19 protein-coding genes and 3 rRNA genes are annotated in these 23,935 nt (G+C 63.1%); 2 read left to right on the top strand and 20 right to left on the bottom strand.

Annotated elements, in window-relative coordinates; translation table 11 throughout:
• Positions 1 to 4: 4 nt before the first annotated feature.
• The 4 genes from TC41_RS01290 to purN all read right to left on the bottom strand — a co-directional run bounded on the left by TC41_RS01290 (position 5) and on the right by purN (position 5,275).
• A complete protein-coding gene (locus tag TC41_RS01290; RefSeq protein ID WP_014463172.1) occupies positions 5 to 2,029 on the bottom strand; it encodes a BglG family transcription antiterminator in 2,025 nt (674 codons plus the stop codon).
• 3 nt (positions 2,030 to 2,032) lie between these two features.
• Positions 2,033 to 3,493: a PTS mannitol transporter subunit IICB gene (locus tag TC41_RS01285; RefSeq protein WP_081462221.1), complete on the bottom strand. Its 1,461-nt coding sequence runs from the start codon at positions 3,491 to 3,493 to the stop codon at positions 2,033 to 2,035.
• 144 nt (positions 3,494 to 3,637) lie between these two features.
• Positions 3,638 to 4,624, bottom strand: coding sequence for an NAD(P)H-quinone oxidoreductase (locus TC41_RS01280; protein WP_014463170.1), 987 nt, complete (start codon positions 4,622 to 4,624; stop codon positions 3,638 to 3,640).
• A 30-nt stretch (positions 4,625 to 4,654) separates the two neighbouring features.
• A complete protein-coding gene (gene purN / locus TC41_RS01275; protein WP_041694860.1) occupies positions 4,655 to 5,275 on the bottom strand; it encodes a phosphoribosylglycinamide formyltransferase in 621 nt (206 codons plus the stop codon).
• A gap of 73 nt (positions 5,276 to 5,348) precedes the next feature.
• On the opposite strand from purN, the gene TC41_RS01270 reads away from it, so the two are divergent.
• Positions 5,349 to 6,512, top strand: coding sequence for an aminotransferase class I/II-fold pyridoxal phosphate-dependent enzyme (locus tag TC41_RS01270; RefSeq protein WP_041694859.1), 1,164 nt, complete (start codon positions 5,349 to 5,351; stop codon positions 6,510 to 6,512).
• 86 nt (positions 6,513 to 6,598) lie between these two features.
• On the opposite strand, the gene TC41_RS01265 is transcribed toward TC41_RS01270, so the two are convergent.
• The 5 genes from TC41_RS01265 to TC41_RS01245 form a co-directional block, all read right to left on the bottom strand.
• Complete coding sequence (locus TC41_RS01265) at positions 6,599 to 7,381, bottom strand: SDR family NAD(P)-dependent oxidoreductase (protein WP_014463167.1); 783 nt, start codon at positions 7,379 to 7,381, stop codon at positions 6,599 to 6,601.
• Positions 7,348 to 7,959, bottom strand: a complete 612-nt coding sequence (locus tag TC41_RS01260; RefSeq protein WP_014463166.1) for a VanZ family protein — start codon at positions 7,957 to 7,959, stop codon at positions 7,348 to 7,350. Before TC41_RS01260 ends, TC41_RS01265 begins: the two co-directional genes overlap by 34 nt.
• Before the next feature lie 97 nt (positions 7,960 to 8,056).
• Positions 8,057 to 8,992 carry a DMT family transporter gene (locus TC41_RS01255; RefSeq protein WP_041694858.1) on the bottom strand — a complete coding sequence of 312 codons (936 nt, stop codon included), beginning with the start codon at positions 8,990 to 8,992 and terminating at the stop codon, positions 8,057 to 8,059.
• A gap of 208 nt (positions 8,993 to 9,200) precedes the next feature.
• Positions 9,201 to 10,400, bottom strand: coding sequence for an MFS transporter (locus TC41_RS01250; RefSeq protein WP_014463164.1), 1,200 nt, complete (start codon positions 10,398 to 10,400; stop codon positions 9,201 to 9,203).
• Between the two features lie 141 nt (positions 10,401 to 10,541).
• Positions 10,542 to 11,378, bottom strand: coding sequence for an undecaprenyl-diphosphate phosphatase (locus TC41_RS01245; protein ID WP_014463163.1), 837 nt, complete (start codon positions 11,376 to 11,378; stop codon positions 10,542 to 10,544).
• 154 nt (positions 11,379 to 11,532) lie between these two features.
• Here TC41_RS01245 and TC41_RS01240 point away from each other — a divergent pair, with 154 nt between their 5' ends.
• A complete protein-coding gene (locus tag TC41_RS01240) occupies positions 11,533 to 12,000 on the top strand; it encodes a DinB family protein (protein ID WP_014463162.1) in 468 nt (155 codons plus the stop codon).
• An 83-nt stretch (positions 12,001 to 12,083) separates the two neighbouring features.
• Here TC41_RS01240 and TC41_RS01235 read toward each other — a convergent pair whose 3' ends face one another.
• From TC41_RS01235 to TC41_RS01185, 11 genes are all read right to left on the bottom strand, one after another.
• Positions 12,084 to 12,587 (bottom strand): hypothetical protein, encoded by a 504-nt coding sequence (locus TC41_RS01235; RefSeq protein WP_014463161.1) that lies wholly within the window; start codon positions 12,585 to 12,587, stop codon positions 12,084 to 12,086.
• A 2-nt stretch (positions 12,588 to 12,589) separates the two neighbouring features.
• Positions 12,590 to 12,707: ribosomal RNA gene (gene rrf / locus TC41_RS01230) — 5S ribosomal RNA — on the bottom strand.
• 259 nt (positions 12,708 to 12,966) lie between these two features.
• A 23S ribosomal RNA gene (locus TC41_RS01225) occupies positions 12,967 to 15,914 on the bottom strand.
• Between the two features lie 107 nt (positions 15,915 to 16,021).
• Positions 16,022 to 17,564, bottom strand: a 16S ribosomal RNA gene (locus tag TC41_RS01220).
• The 16S, 23S and 5S rRNA genes sit together here, the layout of an rRNA operon.
• 251 nt (positions 17,565 to 17,815) lie before the next feature.
• Entirely contained in the window at positions 17,816 to 19,303 is a 1,488-nt protein-coding gene (lysS, locus tag TC41_RS01215; protein WP_014463159.1) for a lysine--tRNA ligase, read from the bottom strand.
• 235 nt (positions 19,304 to 19,538) lie between these two features.
• Positions 19,539 to 20,015, bottom strand: coding sequence for a transcription elongation factor GreA (greA, locus tag TC41_RS01210; RefSeq protein ID WP_012809648.1), 477 nt, complete (start codon positions 20,013 to 20,015; stop codon positions 19,539 to 19,541).
• Between the two features lie 231 nt (positions 20,016 to 20,246).
• Positions 20,247 to 20,555, bottom strand: coding sequence for a helix-turn-helix domain-containing protein (locus TC41_RS16665; protein WP_014463157.1), 309 nt, complete (start codon positions 20,553 to 20,555; stop codon positions 20,247 to 20,249).
• Positions 20,533 to 21,033, bottom strand: a complete 501-nt coding sequence (gene folK / locus TC41_RS01200) for a 2-amino-4-hydroxy-6-hydroxymethyldihydropteridine diphosphokinase (protein WP_014463156.1) — start codon at positions 21,031 to 21,033, stop codon at positions 20,533 to 20,535. Before folK ends, TC41_RS16665 begins: the two co-directional genes overlap by 23 nt.
• Positions 21,011 to 21,799 (bottom strand): dihydropteroate synthase, encoded by a 789-nt coding sequence (gene folP / locus TC41_RS01195; RefSeq protein WP_014463155.1) that lies wholly within the window; start codon positions 21,797 to 21,799, stop codon positions 21,011 to 21,013. Before folP ends, folK begins: the two co-directional genes overlap by 23 nt.
• Positions 21,796 to 22,689: an Hsp33 family molecular chaperone HslO gene (gene hslO, locus TC41_RS01190; protein ID WP_049784309.1), complete on the bottom strand. Its 894-nt coding sequence runs from the start codon at positions 22,687 to 22,689 to the stop codon at positions 21,796 to 21,798. Before hslO ends, folP begins: the two co-directional genes overlap by 4 nt.
• Before the next feature lie 45 nt (positions 22,690 to 22,734).
• Complete coding sequence (locus TC41_RS01185) at positions 22,735 to 23,808, bottom strand: HD-GYP domain-containing protein (RefSeq protein ID WP_237699994.1); 1,074 nt, start codon at positions 23,806 to 23,808, stop codon at positions 22,735 to 22,737.
• Positions 23,809 to 23,935: the final 127 nt, after the last annotated feature.

The raw sequence follows: 23,935 nt of genomic DNA, 5'->3' as shown, positions 1-23,935 counted from the left end.
TCATTCACTCCCCTTGGCGAACCATCGCGTCGTACAGACGCCGCCGAATTTCCTCTTCGTCGGCGCTTTTCAGCGCCTCCGCCAGCGTCTCCGATTCGACCAAGGCCGCCGAGATGCGGCCGAGGCCGTCGATGACAACTGGGTCCTCGTGCACCGGGGCGAGCAGCACCAGGAAGACCGACACGGGCTCGTCCTCCGCCACTCCCCGCATCCATATTGGCCGCTCCAAGCGGTAGACGCCGACAAACGGGCCGTCGATCCCGTCGGTCCTCGCATGCAACACAGCAAGCTGCCGATCCGGCAGTACGACGCTCCCCAACCGCTCCCTGCGCTCGATGGCCTCCGCAATCGATTCGGCGTCGGAAGCGCGCCCTTGTCGGACGAGATCGAGCCCGACGAGCCGAATGACCTCGCCCACGGTCTCCGCTCGAATCGCGGCTGTCCTGGCCAAAGAAGCGAGCCGCGAGGCCCACTTGGATGTGCCCGTCAGTGTCTCTCCCGGCTTGAACGAGGTGCGCGCAGGCCGCTCCATCTTGGCAAGCGCTAGCCGAATCGCGCGGAGGTCCTCCTCCGTGAGAAATGGCGACACGACCACCGCAGGCACGCCTGACTCCGGCAGCGAAACGGTGGACAGGATGAGATCGGCGTTCACGTGCGCAGCGGATTTCGCCGACGCCACCTCCTGCACCGAGATCTCGGGCAGCTCCTTGCGCACACGGCTCGCAAGAAGCCTCGCAGAGCTGAGCCCGTGAGGGCAGACAATGACGGCGCGCCACTTCTCCTCCGCCCATCGCCGCTCCCGGGAGGCCCCAAGGTGCATGACGAGAAAGCCGATTTCCTCATCCGGCAGCCGAAGCCCATGCGCGGCGAACACCTCGTGCGCTGCCGATTCCGCCGCGGAAAAGAGATCCGGATACCGGGCCTTGACCTCCTCCAGCAGCGGATTTCGAATCGGCAGGCCAGCACGGACGCGATCGAGCACAGGCGCGAGGTGCTGCGCGAGCCCACTCACCAGCAGATGGTCCGACGCAAACGGCAGCCGCGTGATGTCCTCGACCGCGCGCACGAACCGATGGGCGAGATCGAGCGCGGTCACGTTGGACGGAAGCAGCCGGAAATCGTCATCCAGGCGCACGCGGAGGCCGGCGAGGTGCCTGGCCATATACCGGATCTCCGGTTCGGTCGAGACGGCCGGAAGGCCAGTCGCCTTCGCCACACTCGACAAGAGTTCCTTCGCGAGCGCAACATCGCCAGGCCTTGCGCTCTCGTCCAGATCCGTTCCGCGCACCAGCCCTCGTCTGGCGACCCGCAGGCATTGGATCACCGCGTACAGCCAGACCTCAAACCGATCCGCCTCCTCTACCGGCGGCTCCGCGGCGCCCAACACCGCCTCCACGGCGTCCGCGACGGCCGTGAGCACCGGCTCTTGGACAAATTCAACGAGCCAGCGCGCGACGGGATGGCTGAGATCGCCTTCTCGCGTGGTCATGCGAGCCAGTTGATACGGAGAAATCTGCTCGTAGACGATGTCAGCCATGGTTTCGCGCCTGGCCACTTCGCTCCCTTCGATCAATACGCCGAAACCCTGCCTGCGCACGAGCGTCAGGTGACGAGCGCGCAGCCATGGGGCGAGATCGTTCAAATCGCCGCTCAAGCTCGCGGGCGCGGCGTCGAGGACCTTGCCTAGATAGGCGAGTTTGAGCGGCCCCGGCTCCGCAAGAAGCCACAGGGCCAGAAGCGCAGCGCGCTGCCGCGGCGTGATCGCCGCCGTCCGCGCGTTCACTGAGCCCAGCGCCGCTTCAATGCGCTCCAACTCCTGCGGCGAAGCCAGGAGGCACAACCGCCCTCCCTGGCTTTCGATCCGCGCCCGAATTGGGCGCAGCCAGCCAGCGACGGCGCGCAGATCCCGCTGCAGCGTGCGGCGGCTGACGTCCAAACGGCGCGCGACCTCGGAAGGATCCACGCCTTCCGAGTGCCGCACCAGTTCGAGGAGCAGGAGCTTTTGGCGATCCGTCAGTTCGTTCGCCATGCCTCATCCCTTCAGACGGTTCAGGTCCTCAATCAACTGATCGTACGTCGCCTTGTTCAAGAAGTTTTGTACCAAATAAATCTTCGCGTTTGGCGCGACCTGCCGCGCCCGCGTCTCGAAACTCGCCTGCGTGAACACCACCTCGGCCGTGGGCGGCAACTGGTTCACCGGCACGTGATGCACAGGGATGTCGTAGCCAGCCTCCTGCAGCCGCTTCTTCAGAATCGACGCGCCCATTGCGCTCGATCCCATGCCGGCTTCACACGCGAAATACACGGCCTGCGGGACTCCTGCGAGCGCCGCTTCTTCCGCCACAGCCTGCGCCGTGGGCTGCGCGGACGGTGCAAACTTGGACTGAGACTTCATGTCCTGCACCACGGCCTGGGCGAACGCCAAGGTGCTCTCGTCCATCTCGTCTCGAGACCGGCGGATGAAGAAGGAAGCCACCAGGAATGAGACGAGCGCGCCCACAAAGATGCCCGACAACACGGGTACGTAGCCGCCTTTCGGCGTCATGGCAATCTCGGCGAAGATGCTGCCGGGCGACGGCGTCGCCACAAGGCCGGCGTGCAGGACCATGAAGGTCGTGTCCGCCGCCATCCCGCCCAAGATCACGGCAAGCACCAGAATGGGCCGCATCAGCACGTACGGGAAGTACACCTCGTGAATGCCGCCGAAGAACTGAATCAGAATTGCGCCAGGCGCCGACTGCCGGATGGCCCCCTTCGCAAACGCCCAGTAGGCCATGAGCAGGCCGAGGCCCGGCCCTGGATCGGTCTCGAGAAGGAAGAAGATGGACTTCCCGGTCTCCTTGGCCTGCTCGACGCCGATGGGTTCAAGGATACCGTGGTTGATGGCGTTGTTCAAAAACAGGACCTTGCCCGGCTCGATAAAGATGGCGATGAGCGGCAGAAGATGCGCGTTGGTCACCCACACGGCCGCCGCGCCCAACCAGGCCGACACGCGATCCATAATGGGTTGCACGGCCAGAAAGCCGAGGATCGCGAGCGCACCGCCCAGAATGCCTGCGGAAAACGTGTTGACCAGCATCTCAAATCCGGCGCGGATGCGCCCTTCCACGGCGCGATCGAACTGCTTGATCAGGTAGCCGCCGAGGGGACCCATGATCATCGCACCGATGAACATCGGCTGAGACGCGCCGATGGCCACTCCGGCCGTGGCGATGGCGCCGACGACGCCCCCGCGGATCCCGTGCACGAGACGCCCTCCGGTGAAGCCAATGAGAACCGGAATGAGGAATGAGACCATGGGAGAAACCAGTTGATCAAGCTTCGCGTTCGGGGTCCAACCCGTGGGAATGAAAAACGCGGTGATGAGCCCCCACGCGATGAACGCGGGAATATTAGGCATGACCATGCCCGCCAGAAAACCACCGAACTTTTGCATCGCCGCCCGAGCTCGGCCGCTCGACGCAATCGGTTGTACTGCTACCTGGGTCGCCACGTTACGCCCTCCTTCGACAGTTGTAATCGCTTTCTGTCGAACAAGATACATACGCGCGTGGCGCGCATCAACGCAAACAAATTCAGGCCTGACACGGGACACCGCGTCAGGCCCGAAGAGTGCCGTCAGGGCGAGGCTCTTTCGTCATTCCGTCACCCTGAGGACAATTTTTCCGATGTTCTGATTGGCCTCCATTCGTTCGTGCGCGGCGCGGACGTCGCGCCAGTCGTACACCCGGTCGATGACCGGCGCGATCTCGCCTTTGGCCAGCGCGTCGTAGGCGAACGCCACAAACGCTGCTGTGAGCTCGATCTTCGCCTCCAAGCTGCGGGAGCGGAGAGCGGTCCCGATGATCTGCTGCCGCTTCGCGAGGATAAGGCCGAGATCAAACCCGTCGACCTTCGTGCCGCCCATCGTGCCGATGACCACGAGCCGCCCATCGACGGCCAGCGCGCGCAGGTTGTCGTGGAAGTAAGGCGCCCCTACGAAATCGAAGATGATGTCGGCGCCGCGACCATCTGTCTCCCGGCGCACAAAGTCGACGAACGATCCGTCGTGGTAATTCCATCCCGCCTTGGCGCCGAGCTCGAGGCACTTGGCGATTTTGTCGGCGCTACCCGCCGTGACAATGCTATGCGCCCCCGCGAGGCGGATGAGTTGAATCGCCGACGTGCCGACGCCACTCGCCCCCGCGTGCACGAGGACCGTCTCCCCTGGGCTCAGGCGTCCGAGCACGAACAGGTTCAGATAAGCGGTGAGAAAGGTCTCTGGGATGGCCGCGCCTTGTTCGTACGAGAGGTTGTCAGGCAGCCGAATCAGCATGCCAGCCGGCACCACGGCGTACTGCGCGTAGCCGCCGCCGGGCAAGAGCGCCGCGACGCGATCGCCCTCGCGGACCGAGGTCACGCCTGGGCCGAGCACCTCCACGTCCCCCGCCATTTCGAGGCCCAGGATGTCCGACGCCCCCGGCGGAGGCGGGTAAAGGCCGCGCCGCTGCAGAAGATCCGCGCGATTCAGAGCAGTCGCTCGAACGCGCACCAGCACCTCGCCGGGGCCGGGCTTTGGCGTCTCCACCTCGCCGATTTCGAGCACCTCCGGCCCGCCGAACTGCTTCATGATGACCGCGAGCATGTCGTCGCCTCCCCTTCGTTCACCATCGTATCACAGGGACGCGGTCGCACCAAAAGCATCCAGATCGATCTCGCCCCGCTCCAACTTCTTGAGCACCTGTAGGTACAGGGGGCCTTCCACCTCCAGGACGCGCGCCCGCAGACGTTCGGGCGTGTCGCCCGGGAGAACGGGGACCTCGACCTGCGCCAGCACCGGGCCGTGATCGTACTCGTGATCCACGAGATGGACGGTCGCGCCAGTGACCGATTCGCCGCTCGCGATCACGGCCTCGTGCACGCGCATGCCGTACATGCCGGGCCCTCCGAACTTCGGAAGCAAACTCGGATGAATGTTGAGGATGCGGTTTCGGTAGGCGGAGAGCGTCGCAGGTCCGATGCGCTTCATGTAGCCGGAGAGGATCACCCATTCCGCGCCGTGGGCGCGCAGTGCCTCGCACAGCGCCTCATCCGCCTCCCCTTGGCCGCCGCAGCGCTTCTCGTTGAGGATAGCGGTCGGGATGCCCATCTCGCGCGCATACGCGAGCGCCTCACTGCCTGGATTGTTGCTCACCACGAGTACCGGATCAAACTCGATTTCGTGGCGCGCCCGGGCCGCAAGCAGGTAGCGCATGCCGGATCCGTTGTGGGAGGCGAGGAACGCGATTTTTCGCATCGGCGACTATTCCACTCCTTTGAATGCGTGTATCCTGAAAGAGAATCTGCAAACGACGAGCGAGGACGATAGCATGACACCATCGGATCGACTCAACCAACTTCCAGACGGCGTGTTCCAAGAGCTTGCCATCGCGGCCCACGAGCGCCGCAAAAAGGGACTCGACGTGATCGATCTCAGCGTCGGTTCGCCCGATCTCCCTCCGCCGCCGCACGCCGTCGAGGCCCTGATTCGCGCCGCGCGGGATCCGCGAGAATATCGGTACGCCATCACGGCGCTGCCGGAGTTCCACGAGGCCGTGGCCCGCTTCTACGAGCGGTACGGCGTGACCCTGGACCCCGAGCGGGAGGTCCTGCAGCTCGCCGGATCGCAGGACGGACTGAGCCACTTGGCGCTCACCTTTCTCAATCCGGGCGACGTGGCGCTCATCCCCGATCCTGGGTATCCCATCTACGACGCAGGGGTTCGGCTCGCGGGCGCACAAGTGGAGCCCATCCCGGTGGATGCCGAGACGCTCCAGCCCCGCTTCGACGCCATCCCAGCCGAGGTGTGGCGACAGGCGAAGATGATGATCCTCAACTTCCCGTCCAATCCAACGGCCGCGATGGCGACGAGAGGCACGCTCGAGCGGGCCGTGGCGCTGGCGAAGCAGCACGACCTGCTGCTCGTGCACGACTTCGCCTATTCGGAGCTCGTGTTCGACGGGGTTCAGCCCATCAGCATCCTTTCGATCCCGGGCGCCAAAGAAGTAGCCATTGAGTTCAACTCGCTCTCGAAAACTTACAATCTCGCGGGCGCACGCATCGCGTACGCCGTCGGGCGCCCGGACGCGCTCGCCGCGCTGCGCAAACTGAAGTCGCATATCGACTTCGGCGTGTTTCTGCCCGTGCAGCGCGCGGCCATCGCGGCACTCACGACGCCGTGGGACGGCTACGAGCATCAGCGAGCCGTATACGCGGAGCGGCGCGATGCGCTCTGTGAAGCGCTCGCCGAAGCCGGCTGGCCTGTGCGCAAACCGGCGGCCACGATGTTCCTGTGGGCCCAAACGCCGGGCGGGCAGCCTTCCTACCCGTTCGCGCTCGCGCTGCTGAAAGAGACCGGCGTGGCGGTCACCCCAGGCACCGCATTCGGGTCCCGCGGCGAGGGGCATGTCCGCATGGCGTTTGTCCACGACATCCCCGTGCTCAGGGAGGCTGCGCGGCGCATCGGTGCGTGGCTCCGCCAGCAACGCGGATGAACGAGCATGCGCCCACGCGTCCGCACACTGGCGCGTGCGGTGCACATGCCCGATGCGCTTCACAGCCGCCTGTCACATGGCCTGCCTCACCACATCGCCGCGAGCCCGCCGTCGATGTTCAGAGCGACGCCCGTGACGTACGACGCCGCGTCAGAAGCGAGAAACGCGATGACCCGCGCGGCTTCGTCCGTGTCGCCGATGCGCCCCAGCGGAATGTTGTGCTCCGGGAGCCGCGAAAACTCCTCCCAGGTCAGGTCCGGCCGCTGCGCCTTCCACATCTTCTCAATCTGATCGCTTCGAATCTGCCCGATGCACACCGCGTTCACGCGGATCCCGTGCTTGCCGAGGTCCTTGCTCATGGCCTTGGTGAGCGCGATCCCGGCGGCACGCGAGACAGACGACGGCAGCGACGACGGCCCAGGCGTCTTGCCGCCAATCGCGGTGACATTGACGATGGCGCCCCCGCGCTGTCGCTGCATGTGCGGCACCGCGCGGCGCGAACAGCGAATGGCGGCAAACAGCTTCAGGTCGAGATCGCCCTGCCAGTCTTCATCGCTCACCGTGAGAAAGTCCCGCGCGTTGGCGGTCCCCGCGTTGTTCACCAGAATGTCGATCCGGCCAAACGCTTCCGCGACCGCGTCGATGAACGACTCACACGCCTGCGCCTGGCGCACGTCAACGGGCATGGCGAAGACGCGCCTCCCCGACGCCTGTTCGATGGCACGCTTGGCCTCTTCGAGAGCCGCTTCCGTGCGCGCACAGATGGCCACATCGGCGCCCTCCATCGCGAGCAACGTCGCGGTCCTCAGTCCAATGCCCTTCGAGGCGCCGGTGATCACGGCGACTTTGCCTTTGAGCCCAAGCTCCATGTTCCTCGCTCCCCTCTTGGCATGTCACCCATCTCCTCCAGTGTAGCGGATGCCGGGCGAAGAACGCGAATGAGCGCCTGGGCGCGCCATAATCCAAAGCCGATGGCCGCACCCACACAGTTGAACAGAATGTCGTCGACCTCGAACAGCCGGTAGGGGATGCCGATGCGAGCCGAGATGATGAGCCCGGCCACCTGAAGAGCGGACCCCGCGAAAAACGACACCATGAGGACGAGGGACAGCCGGCGCATCGACACGTACAGGGCAGGGAGCGCCGCGCCGAGCGGAACAAACTGCGCAAGAGAGCGCGCGAAGATCTCCCAAACGCCCGTGCGCACATTCAGCGCGTTCCTCAGGGTCTCCCAAGGAGACAGGTCGATCTCGGGCCACGACGGCACCCCGTGCAGGGGGATGGGAAAGAGCGCGGCGTCCACCAGCCACAGCGCGTAGAGAAACAACGCTTGGTGCGCGCACAGTGCGCGCCACTCGAGGCGCCACCGGTGCACCGCGGCGCGCACCACCCAACAAGCCGTGTACGCACCCCAGAACATAAGGCCGAAGGGGAGAAACGTGATCATGCATCTCCTCCTGGACTTGGCATCCGGAGGGGATGCCTCGCCCTCCGGTCCCAGCATGGCGATCCGCACGGATCATAACGCAGGAATGCCGCGGACGTCATGAGTCTTGAGACCCGTCTTTGGATAGCGAAGACGCCCATCTCACAGATCTTTCAGAGGATTCGGGCTCACGGATCACGAGTGCCACACCCCCGAGGATGAGCAGAGACCCGAACCAAAAGGAGGGCGTCACATTTTCCCCCAGAACGATCCATCCGAGCGCGGTGCCCACGAGCGGCTGCAGAAAGAAGTACACGCCCCCTGCGCCCGCGGGCATGCGCCGCAAACCCTCGTTCCAGAGAAGAAACGCACCGGCCGTGGACAACACGCCGAGGTACAGGATCCCCAGCCACACCCACGTGTGACCGAGGAGGGCCTCGAGGCGCGGCATGTGCGGCCAGCTGACAGGCGTCATCACAGCCAGGGCCACGAGCATGGCATACGCCGTGACGACAATGGACGAATATTCAGAGGGCACGCGCTTCACCAGCACAGACTGAAGTCCCCAGGTCACGGCCGCAACAAGGAGAATCAGGCCACCCCAAGCCTCCCGGCTGTGCGCCTGGTGGCCGAGGCCTATCATGACGATGACGCCGAGCGTCGCGAGGATCACCGACGCAGCCCGCCTCCACGTGATGGCTTCGCCAAGAAGGACGCGCGCGAAGATGACCATAAACGCGGGCGTCCCCGAGGTGATGACCGCCCCCATCTGCGCCGTCGACCATTGGGTCCCCACGAATTGCGCCCAGATGGAGAGCGCGTAGCCCACGAGGCCGATGGCGACCACCGTGCCAACATGGCGCGCCGACATTCGCCAGTTCACCCGCCGTACAAGACCGACCGCACCAAGCGCGAGCGCGCCGAGCGCGTACCGCAGCCAGATGAGCGCCGACGGATCAACCCAATTCATCACTGCCTTGCTCACCACATACGTGCCGCCCCAAAGAGAAGCTGCAAGCGCCAGACACAAGGCGCCCATCCAGGAAGATTTCATCCCCATCCCTCCGCCCGTTGTGTAGTGGAACCTGGCGAAGGGTTGTGCCCTCGCCTTCAGCGTTGGACACGGGGCACGTCGAGTTCGAAGCGCGCTGGCACTGTGGCCACCTCCCGTCGCCTCCATCCTACCGTCCTCGCCCCAGCCTGTCGATAACCCGCAGCAACGAAAAACACCGCTCTGTACGAGCGGTGCGCGAGTCCATCCGTCAAGCGCGAGCGAACGATCCGCTCTTCGAATCAACGGGCAAAAAGGCGGAGAGGATCGCCCCGACGATGGGAACTGCCATCAGGATGTAGAGGACGCTTGTGAGGCCGACGTGATCGGCCAAGACACCGAAGAAGGTCGCGCCAATCCCGCCCGCGCCCACGCCGAAGCCGATGGTGAGCCCGGACGCGAGCGAGACGTTGCGCGGCAACAGCATCTGCATGTAGACTACCGTGACCGCAAACGACGAGAGGATAAAGAATCCGAACGGCAACAGCGCCACGGCAGCCCACGCGCCGTGTAGGAACGGCAGCCCGAAGGCGAACGGAATGGACAAGAGCATCGACAGAAACAGAATGCGCTGTTTCGGCATGCGATCCGCGAGGGCGCCGCCGATGAACGTCCCCAGCGCGCCGGCCCCCAGAAACACGAACATGAGGGCATCGGACAGTTGATACGACATCCCAAATTTGTGCGCATAGTAGAATGGCATGAACTGCGCGATGCCAATTTGGCACCAGGAGCGAAGCACAATCACGACCACCAAGAGCGCGACGGCGCCGATCCGATTTTCGCCCTCGATGGTCCTGCGCACCTTCGCATAGTCGCGAAGCGCCGCCTTGTACCACGGATACAAGCGCAGCGTGAACACCAACCCCAGCGCCACCCCTATGAGCATCCAGAGGATGCTGTGAAGACCAGCCGAGAGAATGAACAGCGACACGATGAGGGGCCCAATCGCTTGGCCGCCGTTTCCGCCGACCTGAAAAATGGCCTGTGCGAGGCCCTTCGCCCGGCCCGCCGCGAGGTGTGCCACGCGCGAGGCCTCTGGATGGAACGCCCCCGACCCCAGGCCGCTTACAGCCACCATGAGAAGCAGCACGCCATAGCTGGGCGCGATGCCGGTCAACGTGATGCCCAGGGTGGACAGAAAGAGCCCCAAGGGCAGCATCCACGCCTTCGGGTTTCGATCCGCCCACGCCCCAAACAAGGGCTGCGCCACGGAAGACGTGATATAGGACACAAGCACAATCAGGCTGATCTCCGTGTAGTTGAGGTGAAACAGAGGCTTGTACAGCTGCGTCAACGCCGGCACAAGCCCGGTCGTCGACAAGTCGTTGAGAAAGTGGGAACCGCTGATGCTCCACACGGCGTCCCGGTTCATCCGCCCCTTTTCGCGAACCGCCTGCACCACAGCCACGCACCATCACCCCTGCAGAATCTCTCTTTAGGAACGTCGAGGCGCAATCGCACCGCTATTTCGCATCACGAATCAAACGTCGAAAAAGCGGGCGAGCAGTTGGCTCACCCGCTCGCGCCGTCGCAGCGTTTCGCTCTGAATTCAAAATTGGATGTGCAGCGCCGCCAGAATGGCAACAACCACGCCTACTACAATACAATACCATCCGAATGGACGCAAGGCGCGGACTTCGGTGGTCTCGAAGTAGCGCATGAGAAAGGCCGTGCTGAGGAGCGCCATCACGCCTGCGCACAAGCCACCGATCAGCCCATCGTGAAACATCACGTGATTGTGTTGGTGCAGCATTTTCGGCACTTCGAGGATGCCAGCCCCGAGAATGACTGGCGTCGCGAGGAGAAAGCTGAAGCGCGCCGCATCCTCGTATTCGAGCCCGCTTGCCAAGCCAGCCGCCATCGTGATGCCGCTTCGCGAAAAGCCCGGGATGAGCGCGAACGATTGAACAATGCCGATGAGGAAGCTCCGGCCGTACGACAGATTCTCCATGCGAGTCGTCGTTCTCCTCCGCTTACGGCGCATGCCGTCGGCCCAGAACAGCACAACTCCGTTCACAATGAGGAAAATGGAGGCGGACAAAGCGGATGGGAACAATTCCTGAAGTTTGTGTTCGAAGATCTTGCCCAGAACCGCGGCAGGGATGGTCGCCACGATGATCAGGAGCAGGATCCGCCGCTCCACGTTTCTTCGCCGGTCGAAAATCGAAGCGATGAGATGGAGCCATTCCGGCAAGAAGTAAATCAGAAGCGCCAGGCCTGTCCCCAGGTGGAGCATCACGACGAAAGGGAGAAACTGGTTGGATTGTGAAAACTCCGTCCAACGTAACAGGTACGGCAAAATGACCGCATGTCCGACGCTCGAGATAGGAAATAGCTCCGTGATGCCTTGCACGATTCCGTAAATGATGACCTGCAGTAGGTGCATACAGCGCCTGCCTTTCTTTCGGAAGATGGGGTCTCGGTCCCATTGTACAAGAAGATTCGATCTCGCTCACCTGATCCCGGCCTTTTGTGCGGGACGCGATCGTGCTAAGCTCGAAGCGAAGCAAGAAAAAGGAGCGATAAAGGAGCGATGTCGCATGAGCAAAGTGGAGTCCGTGCTTACGCACTGGCACTCGCATCGAGACGTCCTCGCGCCGCTCGTGGATTCGGTGCCCGAGGACAAGCTCGACTTCAAGCCGTGGGACGGGGCGATGTCGTTTCGCGATCTCGTCTGGCATATTCTCTCGACAGGTGCATGGTTTGCGGCCGCGGCCAAGACCGGGCGCATCACAAACCAGCCCGAAAGACCCGATCTCAGCACGAAACAGGCGATCTTGCAGGCGATCTCGTCCTTGACCGACCGCACGCATGCGGACGTCGCGTCCGTGTCGGACGAACAATTGGAAAGCCTCGTCGACACGAAGGCGGTGTTTGGAGCGGATTTGCCGGTAAACGTGCTACTTAGCAGCATGATCGACCACGAAGTGCACCACAAGGGACAGTTATTCGTGTATGCGCGGATCATGGGCGCGGAGAAACTCCCATTTTTCGTGCACCGAGGATAAAGGGAGCAGACTCTGAAAGGCCTTGCGGAGTTGGATTCCGCAAGGCCCTGCTTTTGGGTTGGAGCGATAGTTGAGGGCCTTTCTCACCGGGTCCGGCTGTTCAACACCTGTCGCGAGGGACGTGCCCGTTCCAAGCGCCGGGATCGCCGCGCCCGACCTACCCTGGTGGTAGTCGAAGGCGACAGCGCCGCGTCAACAAACGGCTCTGACGCCTTGCGCGCGGCCCTCAGGGCGTAGAGGGATAAGCCGATGGAGACAAGCATGATTGCGGTGTTCAGCACGGTCACCGCGGTGTTCACCTGCGTCACGCGCGTGTTGATGTCGTTGGTCACCGTGTTTTCCTGAAGAGGAGTCAACGGACGCACGCCGGATCGCCCCTTGACGTCAGCGTACGCAGGAAAGGCGGTGCGTGTGCACGATGGGGCTCGTGCCAAGCTTCGTGCGAAGGGCGGGAGCAGGGCTTCGGCCTTCGGCCTGCAGATCTGCTCCCGCCCTTCGCACTTCGCTTCCATCTCGTCCTGGACAAGGATCCAAAACATCCGCAAAAACGACAAAAAGGCCAGGCTGATGTGCCTGACCTTTGTCACTCGCCTGGCAACGACCTACCTTCCCAGGAGGCTGCCCTCCCCAGTATTCTCGGCGCTGGAGGTCTTCACGTCCGTGTTCGGGATGGGTACGGGTGTTGCCCCTCCGCTATGGTCACCAGACCTGCTTCGCTCCATGCTCGCTCGGAGGGCTTCGGCCTTCGGCCTGCAGATCTCCTCGCTCGCATGTCGCTTCGCATCTGTATCGTCGGCGAAGCTCGGTTGCGAGTCGCTCTTTCAAGCGTACCCGCTCACGTCTCTCTTCGCCTCAGATTTCTCTGCGAAGCTTGCGTCCCGAGCCGGCGCTTCTGCGCCTTACTCGCTCGCAGTGTCGCTTCACATCTGTCTTCTTGGCCCTTGCCACCGTGCATAGGGAGCCTTTCAGGTGAAGCCCTCGACCGATTCGTATCTGTCCGCTCCACGCATCACTGCGCTTCCACGCCAGACCGATCTACCTCGTCGTCTTCGAGGGGTCTTACTTCCTTCACGGAATGGGATACGTCATCTTGAGGCGGGCTTCGCGCTTAGATGCTTCAGCGCTTATCCCTTCCCGACTTGGCTACCCAGCGGTGCCCTGGCGGGACAACTGGTACACCAGCGGTCGGTTCATCCCGGTCCTCTCGTACTAGGGACAACCCCTCTCACGTATCCTGCGCCCGCGGCAGATAGGGACCGAACTGTCTCACGACGTTCTGAACCCAGCTCGCGTACCGCTTTAATGGGCGAACAGCCCAACCCTTGGGACCGACTTCAGCCCCAGGATGCGATGAGCCGACATCGAGGTGCCAAACCTCCCCGTCGATGTGAACTCTTGGGGGAGATCAGCCTGTTATCCCCGGGGTAGCTTTTATCCGTTGAGCGATGGCCCTTCCACTCGGCACCACCGGGTCACTAAGCCCGACTTTCGTCCCTGCTCGACCTGTCCGTCTCGCAGTCAAGCTCCCTTTTTGCCTTTGCACGCTCCGCGCGATTTCCATCCGCGCTGAGGGAACCTTTGGGCGCCTCCGTTACCCTTTAGGAGGCGACCGCCCCAGTCAAACTGTCCGCCTGACACTGTCCCGCCTCGCGTCCTCACAAGGCCGGTTAGAACAACCGTGTCCCAAGGGTGGTATCCCAACGCCGACTCCACTCAGGCTGGCGCCCAAGCTTCTCCGTCTCCCACCTATCCTGTACATGGAACACCGTTGTCCCATATCAGGCTACAGTCAAGCTCCACGGGGTCTTTCCGTCTAACCGCGGGTAACCTGCATCTTCACAGGTACTACAATTTCACCGGGTCTCTCGTTGAGACAGCGCCCAAGTCGTTACGCCTTTCGTGCGGGTCGGAACTTACCCGACAAGGAATTTCGCTACCTTAGGACCGTTATAGTTACGGCCGCCGTTTACTGGGGCTTCGATTCGGACCTTCGGGGGTACACCCCCTAAGCCCTCCTCTTAACCTTCCAGCACCGGGCAGGCGTCAGCCCCTATACGTCGCCTTTCGGCTTCGCAGAGACCTGTGTTTTTGCTAAACAGTCGCTTGGGCCTTTTCACTGCGGCTCTTCCTCCAGGAAGAGCGCCCCTTCTCCCGAAGTTACGGGGCCATTTTGCCGAGTTCCTTAACGAGAGTTCTCCCGCGCGCCTTCGTGTTCTCCACGCGCCCACCTGTGTCGGTTTCCGGTACGGGCACCTTCGGCTCGCTAGAGGCTTTTCTCGGCAGTGTGAACGTCGGGACTTCGGTACTGTCCTTCCCTCCCCATCACAGCTCACGCTTTCCAGGGTGCGCATTTCACTACACCCCACGCTCGCTGCTTGGACGGCCTCTTCCATCCGGCCGCTTCCCTCGTCCTCCTGCGTCACCCCTTCGCTCAAGCGCCTACGGTGGTACAGGAATGTCAACCTGTTCTCCTTCGGCTACGCCTTTCGGCCTCGCCTTAGGTCCCGACTGACCCTGGGCGGACGAGCCTTCCCCAGGAAACCTTGGGCTTTCGGCGGAGGGGATTCTCACCCCTCTTTTCGCTACTCATACCGGCATTCTCACTTCCATGCGCTCCACCTTGCCTTCCGGCTCAGCTTCCCCGCACATGGAACGCTCCCCTACCATGTCGCCATCCCGAGCTTCGGTGTCCGGTTTAGCCCCGTTCCATTTTCCGCGCAGCGCCACTCGACCAGTGAGCTATTACGCACTCTTTCAATGATGGCTGCTTCTAAGCCAACATCCTGGTTGTCTTCGCAGCGCCACATCGTTCCCCACTCAACCGGTACTTCGGGACCTTAGCTGCGGGTCTGGGCTGTTTCCCTCTCGACTACGGACCTTATCGCTCGCAGTCTCACTGCCAGGTTCCTCGACATTGTGGCATTCGCAGTTTGACGAAGCTTGGTAGCCCTCGCGGGCCCCGCACCCCATCAGTGCTCTACCTCCACAACTCATCCCCTGACGCTAGCCCTCAAGCTATTTCGGGGAGAACCAGCTATCACCGGGTTCGATTGGCATTTCACCCCTACCCCCAGTTCATCCCCTGGCTTTTCAACGCCAGTGGGTTCGGGCCTCCATGCGGTGTTACCCGCACTTCACCCTGACCAGGGGTAGATCACCCGGTTTCGGGTCGATGCGGACGAACTCACGCCCTCTTCAGACTCGCTTTCGCTTCGGCTTAGGCTCCTCCGCCTTTACCTCGCTCGCCCGCATCACTCGCCGGTTCATTCTACAAAAGGCACGCCGTCACACCTTTCGGTGCTCCGACTGCTTGTAGGCACACGGTTTCAGGTTCTCTTTCACTCCGCTCCCGCGGTCCTTTTCACCTTTCCCTCACGGTACTCGTTCACTATCGGTCGCCAAGGAGTATTTAGCCTTAGGAGGTGGTCCTCCCAGATTCCTACGGGATTCCTCGTGTCCCGCAGTACTCGGGGTCTGTTTCCACCCTCGTGCGCGCGTTTCGGATACCGGGCTCTCACCGTCTCTGGCCGGCCTTCCCAGACCGTTCTCCTACGCACCCACTCGGGCTGGCTACCCTGCAGCTCGCCGCAAACAGCCCCCTCTACCCCGCATGCGCAACGGCTGCAGCCTTTCCCACGCATGCGGTTTAGGCTCCTCCGCTTTCGCTCGCCACTACTCACGGAATCGCGTTTGCTTTCTCTTCCTCGGGGTACTGAGATGTTTCACTTCCCCCGGTTCCCCGCTTAACGCCTTTCGGCCTTAAGCTGCTGGCGCTTCCCGCCAGCGGGTTCCCCCATTCGGACATCCACGGATCTCAGCCCGCTTACGGCTCCCCGTGGCATTTCGGCGTTCGCCCCGTCCTTCTTCGGCTCTTGGCGCCTAGGCATCCACCGTGTGCCCTTCCTAGCTTCACCTTGCCTTTCTCCCTATGCACTTGCCAAGGTCCTCCGAGAGAGCTCTCGCTCCCTCAAACTAAACACACCCAACCTCCCAAACCCGCAAGCCCCGTCCTTCTCCCTAGAAAGGAGGTGATCCAGCCGCACCTTCCGGTACGGCTACCTTGTTACGACTTCACCCCAATCATCGACCCCACCTTCGGCGGCTGGCTCCCCTTTCGGGGGTTACCTCACCGACTTCGGGTGTTGCCGACTCTCGTGGTGTGACGGGCGGTGTGTACAAGGCCCGGGAACGTATTCACCGCGGCATGCTGATCCGCGATTACTAGCAATTCCGGCTTCATGCAGGCGAGTTGCAGCCTGCAATCCGAACTACGAGCGGCTTTTGGGTTTCGCTCCGCCTCGCGGCTTCGCCTCCCTTTGTACCGCCCATTGTAGCACGTGTGTAGCCCAGGACATCAGGGGCATGATGATTTGACGTCATCCCCGCCTTCCTCCGACTTGCGCCGGCAGTCACCTGTGAGTCCCCGCCTCAACGCGCTGGTAACACAGGTCAAGGGTTGCGCTCGTTGCGGGACTGAACCCAACATCTCACGACACGAGCTGACGACAACCATGCACCACCTGTCTCCTCTGCCCCCGAAGGGAAGGTGCATCTCTGCACCCGTCAGAGGGATGTCAAGCCCTGGTAAGGTTCTTCGCGTTGCTTCGAATTAAACCACATGCTCCACTGCTTGTGCGGGCCCCCCGTCAATTCCTTTGAGTTTCAGTCTTGCGACCGTACTCCCCAGGCGGAGTGCTTATTGGGTTTCCTTCGGCACTGGGGTGTGTCCCCCCCAACACCTAGCACTCATCGTTTACGGCGTGGACTACCAGGGTATCTAATCCTGTTTGCTCCCCACGCTTTCGTGCCTCAGCGTCAGTCACTGTCCAGCAAGGCGCCTTCGCCACTGGTATTCCTCCACATCTCTACGCATTTCACCGCTACACGTGGAATTCCCCTTGCCTCTCCAGCACTCAAGTCAAGCAGTTTCCAGAGCCATCCCATGGTTGAGCCATGGACTTTCACTCCAGACTTGCTCGACCGCCTACGCACCCTTTTACGCCCAGTGATTCCGGACAACGCTCGCCCCCTACGTTTTACCGCGGCTGCTGGCACGTAGTTAGCCGGGGCTTCCTCACTCGGTACCGTCTCGCATGGGGCTTTCCACTCCCCATGCCGCTCTCCCCGAGCAACAGAGCTTTACAACCCGAAGGCCTTCTTCGCTCACGCGGCGTTGCTCCGTCAGGCTTGCGCCCATTGCGGAAGATTCCCTACTGCTGCCTCCCGTAGGAGTCTGGGCCGTGTCTCAGTCCCAGTGTGGCCGGTCACCCTCTCAGGTCGGCTACGCATCGTCGCCTTGGTGGGCCGTTACCCCGCCAACTAGCTAATGCGCCGCGGGGCTCCTCTCTCAGCGGCCCATCCGGGCCTTTCCCCGCAAGAAGATGCCTCCTCGCGGGCGTATCCGGCATTAGCGCCCGTTTCCGGGCGTTATTCCGGTCTGAAAGGCAGATTACCCACGTGTTCCTCACCCGTCCGCCGCTGACCTCAAAAGAGGTCCGCTCGACTTGCATGTATTAGGCACGCCGCCAGCGTTCGTCCTGAGCCAGGATCAAACTCTCAATCCAAGCGTTCTATCCTGACCTCTATCGCAAAGACTTGCGGGCTCGGTGGTCTCGTGTGTTTAGTTTTCAAGGAGCGATCCCCGCGCTGCCGCGCGGTTTTTTCGTGCCGCCTCGCGGGCGGCGAAAATGATACTATCACCCTCTCCCCCTCTGTGTCAAGCGGGATCGGGCAAGGAAATTTTTAGACCATGAAATGCACGGCGGGCGAAGGGCCGGGCCAGACGGCCCCGGCCCGCGCCTCGCACCCACGGCGCTCAGTCGTCCTGCCGGTCGCGCATGAGCGGGAAGAGCAGGACGTCGCGGATGGACGGCTGGCCCGTGAGCAACATCACCAGCCGGTCAATGCCCACGCCGAGCCCGCCTGTGGGCGGCATGCCGTGCTCGAGCGCCGTGAGGAAGTCCTCGTCGAGCTCCTGCGCCTCCTCGTTGCCCGCCTCCTTCTCGCGGAGCTGGGCCAGGAAGCGCTCGCGCTGATCGATGGGATCGTTCAGCTCGCTGAAGGCGTTCGCGTGCTCGCGGCCGACGATGAACAGCTCGAACCGGTCGGTGAAGCGCGGATCGTCCGCGTTCTTCTTGGCGAGCGGCGAGATCTCGACCGGGTGGCCGTAGACGAACGTCGGCTGAATGAGCTTGTCCTCGACGCGCTGCTCGAAGAACTCGTTCAGGATGTGCCCGTAGGTCATGTGCGGCTCAATCTTCACCCCGTGCTCCGCAGCCAGGCGCCGGGCCTCCTCGTCCGAGGTGACGCGGCGGAAGTCGACGCCCGTGTGCTCCAGCACGAGATCGGCGATGTGCGCGCGCTTGAAGGGCGACTCGAGGTCCACGACGTGATCGCCATACGGAACGTGGAGCTTGCCGATCACGGCCTTGGCCGCGTGGCGCACCATGTTCTCGGTGAGATCCATGATGTCGTGGAAGTCGGCGTACGCCTGGTACAGCTCGAGCATGGTGAACTCGGGGTTGTGGCGCGTCGAGACGCCCTCGTTCCGGTAGACGCGGCCGATTTCGTACACGCGCTCGAGGCCGCCGACGATGAGCCGCTTGAGGTGCAGCTCGATGGCGATGCGCAGGTACAGGTCCATGTCGAGCGCGTTGTGGTGCGTGATGAACGGGCGCGCGTGGGCCCCGCTCGCCACGGTGTGGAGTGTCGGCGTCTCGACCTCGAGGAATCCCTGGCCGTCCAGGAAGCGGCGGATCTCCTGGATGATGCGGGATCGGGCGATGAAAATCTGGCGCACATCCGGATTGACGATGAGATCGAGATACCGCTGGCGGTAGCGGGTCTCGACGTCCTTGAGCCCGTGCCACTTCTCGGGCAGGGGGCGAAGGGACTTGGTGAGAAACGTCACCTGCTCCGCGAGCACGGTGATCTCGCCGCGATTGGTGCGGAAGACGGTGCCCTCGACGCCGAGGATGTCGCCGAGATCGACGAGGTGCTGGAAGACGTCGTACGCCTCGGGGCCGAGGACGTCGTACTTGGCGTAGATCTGGATGTTGCCGGTGACGTCGTTCAGCACGGCGAAGGTGGCCTTGCCGTGGCCGCGGCGGGCCACCATGCGACCGGCGATGCGCACGCGAAGGTTCTCGCGCTCCAGTTCTTCTTGGCTCTTGCCCTCGCCGAAACGATGGATGTCGGCCGCGTGATGCGTCACATCGTAGCGGCCGCCGAACGGATCGATGCCGCGCTGGCGCAGGGCTTTCATCTTCTCCAGGCGATGTTGAATCAGCTCTTGCTCTTCCAAACCGACACGCTCCTCAGGAAAGTTGACCGGAATGATGACCCGGCGCTTCTTGTATCATCATTGGACAAAACGGCGCAAGTTGCAAACCGAAGGCTCACGAACGCCTCCACCCCCGCCAGTGCGCGGACAGTGGGCGATCTCGCCCGACCTCCGCCAGACATGCAAAGGGACGAGGCACAGAGCCTCGTCCGCACAACCGGATGCCAAAAGTCGGGCGCGCTGCCGCGGAATACGCTTACCGCTTGATCTCAAGGATTTTAAACTTGATGACGCCTGCGGGAACGTTCACTTCGACAATCGAGCCAATCTGCTTGCCGAGCAGCGCCTTGCCCACGGGCGACTCGTTCGAGATCTTATTCTCGGCGGGGTTGGCCTCCGCAGATCCCACGATGGTGTATTCCACTTCCTCGTCCAGGTCCAGATCCAACACCTTGACCGTCGATCCGATGCTGACGACGTTGGTGTCGACCTCGTCCTCGTTGATGACCCGCGCGTTACGCAGCTGCTTCTCGAGGGTCATGATGCGGCCTTCGATAAACGCCTGCTCGTTCTTGGCGTCTTCATACTCAGAATTCTCACTAATATCTCCGTAGCTGATGGCAACCTTGATGCGCTCCGCGACCTCGCGCCGCTTGACGCTCTTCAGGAGTTCCAGCTCCTCCTCGAGCTTGCGCAGGCCCTCGGGCGTCAGCAACACTTCTTTATCTGCCATGGCTGTCTCTCCTTTGCTCCCAGTCGATGCTTCAAGGCTCCCGGAATAGCGAGAAGCGTGCATGCCATCCCTGGCAGCACGCGCGCTGTGAGCCATTCAGGATACCATTGTCCGGAAAACGAAATCGTCACTCGCGGATCTATGCGCCATTATAGAGACGGCCCCACACATTGTCAACGTACCATCGCGCCCTGATCCTGCGACACGCGCAGACCATGCGGGTCCTTTTCGCTAGGTACCTTCGTGAAAGGCGCTCGCATGGACCGCAGGCTCATGATCCGCACCTGAATCACCCGCCGCATCCCACGCTTCGGCATCCTCACCCTTCGCGGGCCAGTCCCGGCCGCATAACTCATCCACGCCGACGGAGAGGGCGCTCGCGATGGCGCGTACGAGATGTTCCGTCGGCTGCCGCGTGCCTCGCTCGATGCCCCCAATGGTCGCGAGGCTCACGCCGAGGCCACGGGCGAGATCGGCCTGGGTCATCTGCTTCAGCTTGCGAAAGGCGCGCAGCCGCCTACCAAAAGCGTCCAACCTCATGCACCTCGTCTTTCTGGCGAAGGCGCGCCGCGAGATCGGCCCACGTCTCGCCGCTCGGGGCGAGACGGTGCGGGTTCAGATCCGCGAGCGGCACCATGACAAACGCCCGCTCCCACATGCGCGGGTGCGGCAGCGTGAGTTCCGGCGTATCGAGCACAAGATCGTCGTACAGGAGCAGGTCGAGATCGAGCGTGCGCGGGCCGAAGCGAATCTCGCGCGTGCGCCCGGCCCTCGCCTCGATGGCGAGCAGCGCGCGCAAAAGCTCGTGAGGCGAAAGCCGCGTGCGCAGGTGGACGGCTAGATTTAGGAAATCGCCCTGATCCAGGTAGCCCACGGGCGCGGTCTCGTACACCTGGGACACGCCCGCGATCTCGCCAAGCCCCTTGAGCCTCTCGATGCCGAAGCCGAGATGAACGATGCGCCTGCCGACGTTCGATCCGGCCCCGATGTACGCGTCATGAAGCGAACGATCCGCCATGCGCCAAAATCGCCTCCATCATCCGCACCACGCGCACCGAATCGCGCACGTCGTGGACGCGCACGATGTCCACGCCCGCCATGCACGCGTGCGCCACCACGGCGAGCGATCCGGCGAGCCGCTCGCCCACCGGCACGCCGCCGAGCACGTGGCCGATGACCCGCTTGCGGCTCGCGCCGACGAGCACCGGATGGCCGAGCGCCTGAAAGCGGCCGATCTCGGCGAGGCAGGCGAGATCCTGCTCGCGCGTCTTGCCGAAGCCGATGCCGGGATCGACGAGGATGTCTCGCGCGGGCACGCCTTCCTCGAGGAGCCGCGCGAGTGGGCGGCGGAGTTCTTCCACCATGGCGGCCACGGGGAGCCCGGGCAGCACCTCGCGGCGCGTGTGCATGAGCACGTAGCGCAGGCCGTGATAGCGCACGACGGCGGGCATGTCCGGATCCTGCAGCATGGACACGTCGTTCACGATGGCGATTCCGTACTGTGCGGCCCTGCGCGCGGTCTCGGCGTGGTACGTGTCGATGGAGATGGGCACCTTGAGCCGCCCCGCGAGCCGCTCGAGCACCGGTTCCAGGCGGCGCCACTCCTCGTCCGGCGAGAGCGGCGTGTGTCCGGGCCGCGTGCTTTCCGCGCCGATGTCGATGATGCCTGCGCCTTCCTCCTCCATCTCGAGCGCCCGAGCCACGGCCGCCTCCGGATCCAGATACCGGCCTCCGTCCGAGAACGAGTCCGGCGTCACGTTCAGAATCCCCATGACCACCGTCACGGCGCGCCCACCCCCTGCTGCTCGATCTCGGCAATCATCTCGTCCAGCTCCTCTCGCCCGAACGTGTACACGTTGCCGCAGAAATGGCACGTGAGTTCGGCCTGGCCCTGCTCATCGCGGATAGCTCGGAGCTCCTTGGCACCGAGGCTCAGCAACACGTCGCGCAGGCGAGGATAGCTGCACTTGCAGCGGAAGCGCACGTCCTGCATGGCTAGGATATGCGCGTCCGGGAAGAGCTTGAACAAAAGCGCATCCGCCGCCGGGTACTTCTCCAAAAAGCCCGTGACGCTCGGAACCTCGGCCAGGCGCTCTTCCACGTACGCGGCGTCCTCCTCCGTGTGCCCGGGCATGAGCTGAATCAGGAATCCGCCCGCCACGATGGGCACGTTGTCCGTGCCGACGAGCACGCCCGCGCCTACCGCGGACGGCGTCTGTTCGGACGTGGCAAAATAATAGGTGAAATCGTCTGCAATCTCCCCCGAGACGAGCTCGCTCGACGACGTGTAGTACGATCTCAATCCCGTATCCCGCACCACGTACAGGTGCCCCCGCCCGATGGCGCCGCCCACGTCCAGCTTGCCCTGGCTGTTCGGGGGCAGGTGCACGTGCGGGTTGCCCGGATAGCCGCGCACGTCGCCTGAGGGCAGCGCCTCCACCACCAGGTATCCAATCGGCCCGTCCCCTTCAATCTTGACCGTCATGGACTCGTGATTTTTGAGCAGCATCGCCATCATCGCGGCGATGGAGGCGGTGCGCCCAAGCGCCGCCGTGACCACCGGCCAAGTGTGGTGGCGCCTCGCAAGCTCGCGCACGAGCTCGGTGGTGTGGCAGGCGAGGACGCGCACGCGTCCCTCCCGCGCGATGGCGCGGATCACGCGGTCTTTCGTCATCTCCATTCCCCCTGCGCGACGGGCTCGCAGTCCCGCCGCCTTGTCTCACGCCTCACAGGTCGCAATGTGCACGTCGCGCGCAGTGGCGAGATCGATCTCATACGGTTCCACCGGGCGGCCCTCCGCATCCTCGATGACGCGCACCACCGGGTACTGCCGGTTGTGGGCCGACGGTACCACTACGACGCCCAGCGTCCCGTCCGACAGCCGCACCGACATGCCGAGCGGATACACGGACACCGTGGCGAGAAACGCCTCCATGACGCGCTTTGGCAGTTTGCCCTGCGCCGTGTCGTTCTCCAGGATGGCAAGGGCATCGTGCGGCAGGAAGGCCCGGCGATAGACGCGGTTGGCCGTGAGCGCCTCGTAGACGTCGGCCACCATCGCCACCTGACTGAACAGGTGAATGTCCCTGCCCACCAAGCGGTCCGGGTAGCCGCTTCCGTCCAGCCGCTCGTGATGCTGAAGGGCGATCACGGCCGATCTCACCGAGATATCGCCCTGCCTCATCAGGATATCGTACCCGATGCGCGCGTGCTGCTGAATGATGCGAAACTCCTCGTCTGTGAGTCGCCCCGGCTTCTGCAGAATCTTCCGATCCAGTCGCAGCTTGCCGACGTCGTGCAAGAGGGTACCAATGCCGAGATCGACAAGGTCGTGTCGGTTCAGGCCGAGCTTCAGCCCGAGCGTCACCGCGTAAAACATCACATTGACCGAGTGGTGGAAGAGTTCCCCGTCCTGCACGTACACGGTGCTCAGCTGATCCGCCGCCGCCCCCGTGGACCGTAGCTCGTCGATCACGTCCTCCACCACCGGCGTGAACATCTTCCGAATCTGAAACGCCCGCACGTGCGGCGCAAATTGGGTGACCGCGAGTTCATGAAGCGTGTCGTATGTCATGCCGAACAGGCGGATTTTGGTGTCTTCCCTCACCACTTCCCGGACCACAATGTCCTCCGTGGCCTTGTCCTCAATGCAGACCGCCCGCACACCGAGTTCTATGAGTCGGCGAATCAAGTTGTCGGTCAAGACCACGCCTCTCGCCAGCAGGGTGCGGCCCCGCTTGTCCGGCACGCGTTGTGCCAAAATGGAATTCGGTTTGACGTACTGTGTGGCCACCCACCTCACGGGGCGCATCCCTCCGCATGTCCTAACCCTGTTGAGCCGAACACCCTATCTTCATTCAAGGCGAAGTGGTCCAGATCCTGCTGCCCGCTCACACATTTCACCGCGGCGCAGCGCCAGA

Source organism: Alicyclobacillus acidocaldarius subsp. acidocaldarius Tc-4-1 (assembly GCF_000219875.1).
GTDB classification, from domain to species: Bacteria; Bacillota; Bacilli; order Alicyclobacillales; family Alicyclobacillaceae; genus Alicyclobacillus; species Alicyclobacillus acidocaldarius_A.
Note: the sequence above shows the minus strand (reverse complement) of the source record. Positions and strands in the feature narration are given on the sequence as shown.